Below are 5,622 nucleotides of genomic sequence, written 5' to 3' on the forward strand. Positions count from 1 at the left end.
GGTCGGCGTCTACGCGATCATCCGCACCCAGACGTTGTTGTTCCCCTCCGATGCCCCGTCCACGGTGCTGCTCGTCGTCGCCGGTCTCACGATGCTCATCGGCGTCCTCGGCGCGCTCGCCCAGAACGACATCAAGCGGATCCTCAGTTTCCACATCATCAGCCAGGTCGGATACATGGTCATGGGCGTCGCGCTGTTCACCGTCGGTGGCATCGCCGGTGCGATCTTCTACATGGTGCACCACATTCCCGTGAAGACCGGACTGTTCCTCGTCGGCGGACTGCTCGAGCAACGGACCGGCACGAGCGCGCTCGATCGCCTCGGCGGAATGCGCCGTCGCGCGCCGATGATCGCCGCATTGTTCGCGGTGCCCGCGCTGAGCATCGCAGGAATCCCACCGTTCTCCGGCTTCATCGCCAAGCTCGGCCTGGTGCGCGCAGGCATCGAGAGCGAGCAGTATCTGATCGTCGGAATCAGCCTGGCGGTGAGCTTGCTGACCCTGATGTCGATGCTCAAGATCTGGACGAATGCCTTCTGGAACGAGCCGGTCGCGGCCGACGCGCCGCCGGCCGGGGGTGAACACCGCGGAGCGCCGCAGGTGATGACCGCCTCGACGCTCGCGGTCGTCCTCGTGGTCGTCGTGATCAGCCTGGCTGCCGGAACCGTCTGGGAGCTGTCGACCACCGCAGCCGAGAACCTCTCGGACCCGGCGCGCTACGTCTCGGCGGTACTCGGGTCATGACCTCGGCACGACGTCCGCGTTGGAGTTGGCTGGCGACCGGTCTGATCCTGGTCGCAGTGTGGTGTGCGCTGTGGGGATCGGTCAGCTGGGCGAACCTGCTGAGTGGCGCGATCGTCGCCGTGGTCATCCTCGCGGTCGTCAACCGTCGGCCCGGTGAGGACTACGAACGGATCCGGATCATTCCGGCGATCCGGTTGTCGGCCTGGTTCACGTGGCAGCTCGTCGTGGCCAGTGCCACCGTGTCGTGGGAGATCCTGACGCCGACACAGCACGTGCGCCAAGGCATCGTCCAGATCCCGTTGCGCACCGAATCCGCACGCGTCGTCACGCTCGTCGCGAACATCATCTCGCTGATCCCGGGCACCTTGACCCTCGAGGTCGCGGAGCGACCGTCACGGTTGTACATCCACGTGCTGCATCTGCGTGACATCGCCGACGTCCGCGCCGAGGTCGAGCACCTGGAGGACCTCGTCGTGCGGGCCGTGGCTCCGTCGCTCCTCCCGCTCGAACCGCCGGCCGATGCCTTGGTGTCGACCACCGACGAGGGGAGTCGCTCGTGACCGTCGTCGCGATCATCGCGTTCAGCCTGTTGGCGGTCGCCGCTGTTCTGGCGGTCGCGCGACTCATGCGTCCCGGGACTCTGCCGGATCGTCTGCTCGGGCTCGATCTGCTCGTGCTCATCTCCGTCGCCGCACTCGGCACCCACGTGGTGTGGACCGGCTCCGGGGAGTTTCTCGATGTTCTCGTCGTCGCGGCGCTGCTCGGCTTCGTCGGGACGGTGTTCATCGCCGGTCTGATCCAGGATCGTCCGCGATGAGCGTCACCGACGTCCTCGCCGCGGTCCTGCTTCTCGTCGGAACCGGATTGTTCGTCGTCGCGGCGATCGGTCTGCATCGGTTCACCGATCTCTACGGTCGGATGCACGCGGCCACGAAACCCGCCACGCTGGGGCTGCTTCTGGTCCTGGCCGCGGCGGCGTTGCGCGTCGATTCGGCCGACGACGTCGGCAAGCTCGCGCTGATCGGCTTCTTCCAGCTGGCCACCGCGCCCGTCGCCGCACATCTGCTCGGCCGTTCGGCGTATCGGGGCCGGGTCCCGATCGATGTCACGGCCGGAATCGACGATCTCGGCACGCTGGAGCGCGACAGCAGCGGGGTCGGCGACGACGCGTCGTGACCATGGGCCATGATCGTGGGACGCAGGATCCCGCAGCCCGATGACCGACACCGTGCTCAGGTCCTCGGCCCCCGATGGTCGGGTCACCGTTCCTGCGCTGACCTACCAACCTGCGTTGGACGGGGTCCGCGCGTTCGCGGTGATCGCCGTCGTCGCATTCCACGCGGGCGCGAGCTGGGCCCCCGGTGGCTACCTCGGTGTCTCGGTGTTCTTCACGCTCTCGGGCTACCTCATCACGACCGTGCTGCTCGGCGAGTACGAATCGTCCGGGCGGATCGACCTGCTGCAGTTCGTCTCGCGTCGGATCCGCCGTCTCGCGCCGGCGAGCTTGCTGACGCTCGGTGTGCTGACGGTGCTCGCGATCGCCGGGATCGGCAACGTCGCTTCCGGCGAGGCCCGCCACATCCGGTGGGCGGCTGCGCACCTGGCCAACTGGGACCAACTCGCGACGGACACGACGTATGCCGACGCGGTCAGCGGAGCGTCCGAGCAGTCGCCGGTGCTGCACTTCTGGTCGCTCGCGATCGAGGAACAGTTCTACGTGGTCTGGCCGGCCGTGATGATCGTCGGCCTCGCGGTGTTGCGTCGGGCCGGAGGTCTCCGACACTTCGTCGTGGTCCCCGGGTTGGCGCTGGTCCTCTCGTGGGCGTTCGTCGCGCTGCTCGCGAGCCGGGGTGACGCGGAGAGCATCTACCTGAACAGCGGATCCCGCGGGGCCGAGATCCTCACCGGATGTGTCCTGGCCGCCGTGCTTCGATTTCGACCGGAACTCGGAATCCGGCGGGTCCCCGTCGCACCGGTCTGCGCCGGCGCCATCGTGCTCGCCGTCGTGCTGACGGGGTCGTCGAGTGAGGCGTGGCCGTACCGCGGCGGCCTGCCCATCTTCGCCCTCGTGAGTGCCGGGTTGATCGTCGGTCTGCGGCAGCGCAGCCGATTCTCGGCCGCGGTCGGAAGCCGTCCGCTGGTGTGGATCGGTCGACGCAGCTACGGCATCTACCTCGCTCACTGGCCGATCTTCGTGCTCGTCCCGCTCGAGTCGGCGGGGGTCGCCGCACACCTCGCCCGGCTCGGTGTGGTCGTCGCGCTGGCGGCCGCGTCGTATCGGTGGCTCGAGCAACCGATCCGCCGCCGGGTGACGCGCGGGATCCCGACCGTGATCGCCGCCGTGGTCGGTGCCGTCGTGGTGATCGGTGGCACGCTGCTGATCGACGACGGACCGATTGCGGTCACCGCCGTCGACGAGATCGACGTCCGCGACCGGGAGGCAGTCGCGATCGGGGAGCGTCCGGTGGTCCCGGTCGCGGAGACGACCGAGGCGGACGAAGTGGATGTGCCAGCGATGACGGAGCCGGCCACGGACGCGGACACGACGTCGCGACTGGTCGTCGTGGGCGACTCCACGGCGGTTGCGTTGAGTTCCGGACTCGTCGACTGGGCGGAGACAACCGATGGCGATGTCCAGGTCGGCATCGCTGCGCACGGCGCGTGCGGCCTCGTGCGCGGTGGGCACTACGCGAACGAGACGCTCGACGCAGCACTCTCGATGGACTGTCCGGCCGAACTCGACGTGAACCTCCCCGAGTTGCTCTCGACGGCGCCGATCGACATCGTCGTGGTGATGGTGTCGTTGGCCGACACCTGGGAGCGCTCGTGGGACGATCGGGAGACCTGGACGCTGCCGACCGATCCCGAGCATGCGGACCGGGTGCGGCGGGATTACGCGCGGTTCGTCGACGACGTGACGACGAGCGGCGCGGAACGCGTGGTGTTCGTCCGACCGCCGGTGGCGTACCGCACCGCAGACCTGGACGAACCGGAACCCGCGTGGGCGAACGGTTCCGCCGCCGTCGTCGACGACATCGCCCGGGAGCTCGCTGCCGAACGCGATGACGTGGAGCTGCTCGACCTCCGGACGTTCGTGGAAGAAGCCGGTCTGGACGACGACGAGGCCCTCCGTCCCGACGGAATCCACTGGACCGCGGAAGCTTCCGGACAACTGGCGGAGGAGTGGCTCGGCCCGTCGCTGCTGACGATGCTCGCGGATTGACGCCATCCGGTCGCCTGATCGGACTGCCGTCAGGGTGGTTCGAACAGATGGTTAGGACCGCTTTACATTCGCCGTGTGCGCGGCTACACTCTCCGCATGGACAGGGGTTTCTCCCACCGAGGGAGCCAGTAGTGGTCGTCTGCCATTGCGAGTTGGTGAACGATCGAACGATCAGCGAGATCGTCTCCGGTCAGGTGCTGACCGTCGAGGAGGTCACCGATCGGTGCGGTGCCGGCGGCCGGTGCGGCGGATGCCACGAATCGATCGAACGCCTGTTGGCGGCGAGCGAAACCCGCGTGCGCGTCGCCGTTTGACGGTTGCAGTAGGTTCGGAGCCATGGAAGGCTCCCCGAAGATCATCGAGTTCCTCAACGAGGCGCTGAGCGCCGAGTTGGCCGCGATCAATCAGTACTTCGCGCATTCCAAGCTGTGCGAGAACTGGGGTTGGCATCGGCTCGCCGAGAAGTATCGCGAGGAGTCGATCGAGGAGATGCGCGACGCCGAGAAGCTGATGGACCGGATCATCTTCCTCGACGGGATGCCGAACATGCAGCGGATCGGCAGCGTGCGCGTCGGCGAGACCGTGCAGGAACAACTCGATGTCGACCACGAACTCGAGACCGAGGCGGTCGAGCGCTATCGACGGGGTGTCGTGCTCGCGCTCGAGGAGGGCGATCCGGGGACGCGAGAGGTTCTCGAGCACCTCGTGCTCGGCGAGGAGGAGCACCTCGATTGGATCGACACGCAGCTGTCGATGATCGCCGACATCGGGATCGACCTGTACACCCAGGCCCAGATCGGGACCTGACGACCGACGAGGCGGAGTCCGTGGCGGTCGTTCGCTGCCGTGCGGTCATCCACGGCCGGGTGCAGGGAGTCTTCTACCGGGACTCGTGCCAGTCGGAGGCGCGACGGCGCGGCGTGACCGGATGGGTCCGCAACAACCACAACGGCACGGTGGAGGTCGTCGCGGAAGGTGAGCGGGCCGACGTCGATGCGCTGCTGGACTGGTGTCGCAGCGGACCACCGCGCGCCGCCGTGACACGGATCGACGTGACCGACGAGGACCCCGTCGGCGAGTCGCAATTCCGCGTCCGCCACACGTCGTGAGTGGTGGCTCATGTACTGCGTCGACCATCCCGTGCGGGCATCGACGGCAGATCTATGTTGTGGCGCGGGCGGCTTCACGATCGGAGAACTGAGAAATGGTCAACAACAACGAGCGCGGTGCATTCAGCCAGGGGATGTTCATCTTCCTGATCATCGTCAGCATCCTCATCGGCCTCGTCGGCATCATCGTCGGTGCCATCAACCTCAGCAAGCCCGGACGCCGCACGCAGTCGATCGTGTTGCTCGCCGTCGGTGTGGCCAGCATCCTGCTCGGAGGCCTGCTGCTCATCTGAGGCGGACGGACCCCGTCCCGCCCCAGGGCGCAGGCTCTCGGCCTGGAGAACCCACCCGTTGACCGGGTGTTTCTCAGAGCCCAAACCGAGAGTCGAACTCGGGACCTACGCATTACGAGTGCGTTGCTCTACCAACTGAGCTATCTGGGCAACCGTCGTCACTGCGGTGACGACGTCGGAAATGTTATCGGCGACGCAGCCCGCTGACAGCCGCGGCATCATCCCGTTCTCGTGAACAGTTCCGGCGCTCCGTGC

9 protein-coding genes and 1 tRNA gene are annotated in these 5,622 nt (G+C 67.3%); 9 read left to right on the forward strand and 1 reads right to left on the reverse strand.

What is annotated here, in order from left to right:
• The 9 genes from ON45_RS12430 to ON45_RS12470 all read left to right on the forward strand — a co-directional run.
• Positions 1-742: proton-conducting transporter transmembrane domain-containing protein (locus tag ON45_RS12430; RefSeq protein WP_040494310.1), on the forward strand; the 742-nt coding region annotated here is incomplete at its 5' end.
• Positions 739-1,302, forward strand: coding sequence for a Na+/H+ antiporter subunit E (locus tag ON45_RS12435; protein WP_040494311.1), 564 nt, complete (start codon positions 739-741; stop codon positions 1,300-1,302). The genes ON45_RS12430 and ON45_RS12435, both read left to right, overlap by 4 nt.
• On the forward strand, positions 1,299-1,559 hold the full coding sequence (locus tag ON45_RS12440) for an MrpF/PhaF family protein (RefSeq protein ID WP_040494312.1): 261 nt from the start codon (positions 1,299-1,301) through the stop codon (positions 1,557-1,559). Before ON45_RS12435 ends, ON45_RS12440 begins: the two co-directional genes overlap by 4 nt.
• Positions 1,556-1,918: a monovalent cation/H(+) antiporter subunit G gene (gene mnhG / locus ON45_RS12445; protein WP_040494313.1), complete on the forward strand. Its 363-nt coding sequence runs from the start codon at positions 1,556-1,558 to the stop codon at positions 1,916-1,918. The genes ON45_RS12440 and mnhG overlap by 4 nt, the downstream gene beginning before the upstream one ends.
• A 40-nt stretch (positions 1,919-1,958) precedes the next feature.
• Complete coding sequence (locus ON45_RS21490; RefSeq protein ID WP_051062981.1) at positions 1,959-3,965, forward strand: SGNH/GDSL hydrolase family protein; 2,007 nt, start codon at positions 1,959-1,961, stop codon at positions 3,963-3,965.
• A gap of 47 nt (positions 3,966-4,012) precedes the next feature.
• Positions 4,013-4,279: a (2Fe-2S)-binding protein gene (locus tag ON45_RS23910; protein ID WP_083914883.1), complete on the forward strand. Its 267-nt coding sequence runs from the start codon at positions 4,013-4,015 to the stop codon at positions 4,277-4,279.
• Positions 4,280-4,301: 22 nt separating this feature from the next.
• Entirely contained in the window at positions 4,302-4,772 is a 471-nt protein-coding gene (gene bfr, locus ON45_RS12460; protein ID WP_040494315.1) for a bacterioferritin, read from the forward strand.
• A gap of 20 nt (positions 4,773-4,792) precedes the next feature.
• The gene (locus ON45_RS12465) at positions 4,793-5,074 is read left to right on the forward strand and encodes an acylphosphatase (protein ID WP_040494316.1); all 282 of its coding nucleotides are present in this window, start codon (positions 4,793-4,795) and stop codon (positions 5,072-5,074) included.
• A gap of 95 nt (positions 5,075-5,169) precedes the next feature.
• Positions 5,170-5,367, forward strand: coding sequence for a hypothetical protein (locus tag ON45_RS12470; protein WP_040494317.1), 198 nt, complete (start codon positions 5,170-5,172; stop codon positions 5,365-5,367).
• Positions 5,368-5,444: 77 nt separating this feature from the next.
• Here ON45_RS12470 and ON45_RS12475 read toward each other — a convergent pair.
• Positions 5,445-5,517 (reverse strand) — tRNA-Thr (locus ON45_RS12475).
• Between the last annotated feature and the right edge of the window lie 105 nt (positions 5,518-5,622).

This window comes from Ilumatobacter nonamiensis YM16-303 (assembly GCF_000350145.1).
Taxonomy (GTDB): domain Bacteria; phylum Actinomycetota; class Acidimicrobiia; order Acidimicrobiales; family Ilumatobacteraceae; genus Ilumatobacter_A; species Ilumatobacter_A nonamiensis.

What these genes read in the sequence shown, in the direction of transcription:
- mnhG (WP_040494313.1), top strand. Translation starts at nt 1,556, where the DNA reads ATGAGCGTCACCGACGTCCTCGCCGCGGTCCTGCTTCTCGTCGGAACC.
- ON45_RS23910 (WP_083914883.1), top strand. Translation starts at nt 4,013, where the DNA reads ATGGTTAGGACCGCTTTACATTCGCCGTGTGCGCGGCTACACTCTCCG.
- ON45_RS12435 (WP_040494311.1), top strand. Translation starts at nt 739, where the DNA reads ATGACCTCGGCACGACGTCCGCGTTGGAGTTGGCTGGCGACCGGTCTG.
- ON45_RS21490 (WP_051062981.1), top strand. Translation starts at nt 1,959, where the DNA reads ATGACCGACACCGTGCTCAGGTCCTCGGCCCCCGATGGTCGGGTCACC.
- ON45_RS12470 (WP_040494317.1), top strand. Translation starts at nt 5,170, where the DNA reads ATGGTCAACAACAACGAGCGCGGTGCATTCAGCCAGGGGATGTTCATC.
- bfr (WP_040494315.1), top strand. Translation starts at nt 4,302, where the DNA reads ATGGAAGGCTCCCCGAAGATCATCGAGTTCCTCAACGAGGCGCTGAGC.